This window comes from Petrotoga sp. 9PW.55.5.1 (assembly GCF_003265365.1).
GTDB lineage: Bacteria > Thermotogota > Thermotogae > Petrotogales > Petrotogaceae > Petrotoga.
The window spans coordinates 1-1,104 of the sequence record NZ_AUPM01000044.1; the positions used below are offsets into that span (position 1 = coordinate 1).

General features: G+C 32.7%; 1 protein-coding gene and 3 pseudogenes. All 4 read right to left on the reverse strand.

Going from position 1 to position 1,104, the window contains the following annotated elements; genetic code table 11:
• Positions 1-93, reverse strand: a pseudogene (locus PW5551_RS10530) (ABC transporter ATP-binding protein); the annotation flags it as partial.
• A gap of 1 nt (position 94) precedes the next feature.
• Positions 95-170 (reverse strand): annotated as a pseudogene (locus PW5551_RS10535) (hypothetical protein); the annotation flags it as partial.
• An 11-nt stretch (positions 171-181) separates the two neighbouring features.
• Positions 182-276, reverse strand: a pseudogene (locus tag PW5551_RS10540) (ATP-binding cassette domain-containing protein); the annotation flags it as partial.
• A 455-nt stretch (positions 277-731) separates the two neighbouring features.
• A partial coding sequence (locus PW5551_RS06670; protein ID WP_146738339.1) for an ABC transporter transmembrane domain-containing protein occupies positions 732-1,104 on the reverse strand: 373 nt, incomplete at its 5' end.

Consider the following 1,104-nt stretch of genomic DNA (forward strand, 5'->3'; position numbering starts at 1 on the left):
TAGGTTTATGAATTTATCTACCTTTGCTTTTTTGACAGCTTTGTTGAACTCTTCTTCACTGAATTCATCACCTAAAATTATGTTTTCTTTTACNCTCATGTTGAATAATGGATCGTTTTGCCCCACGATCTTGGCATTTTTTCTCAATTGTTCAAGTTTATATTCTTTAANTTCNATACCNCCTATTTTGAGCAATCCTTGGGATGGTTCGTAAAATCTTGGTATCAAATTTACGAGCGAAGATTTACCTGCCCCACTTGTTCCTACAATAGCTATTTTTTCTTTTGTGTTNATTCTTAAATTTATNTCTTTTAATATAGGTTTATCTTGATATGTAAAACAAACATCTTCAAAAGTGATATCATATTTGCCAACAGGAAAAGGTTTACCTTGCCCCTGGTCTTCAACTGGCAGGTTATGTATCTCAAATATACGATTGGAGACTTGATCCGCCCTTTGCATTTTTATATAAAAATCACTGAGATTTCTTATAGGGGTAAATATCCATCCTAAATAAGCGTAGAAACCTATAAGGGTTCCAAAGTAGTATCCCCTATGAGTATTAGATAGCCTCCATAACCTAATACTAAAACCGGAGTTAACTCATACATAAATGACATAAAATCTTCTGCACCTTGATTTAATTTGCTTAATCTGTTTTTTGCACCAACCCAACTCTCTGATTTTTTGAAAAAACGCTTTCGAAAAGAAGGTTTCTTTGCAAAAACTCTTTATCGATCCGAAGTCCCTTCAACTTTTTCTCTAAATTCCTCTGTAAGTTCACTATACGTGTTCCTCTCTAACTCAGAACTTTTTTGAATACTTTTGTCAAACGCTCTAAGAGAAAAATAATAAAATGGCATCATAATGAATGTGATAATAGCAAGTTGCCAGTTTAAAATTAATAAAACCAAAGAAACAACGATCAACTGTATAAAATTATAAAAGATTACAGAGATTCCTGTTCCAAGAAAGAAAGAAACTTCAAAAGTGTCAGAAAGAACCCTTGACATAAAGTCCCCAACTTTGTTATGGGAAAAATCTTTTTGAGGAATCATCATAATTTTGTTGAACATGGATATTTGTTCGTCTCGCACAACTGAA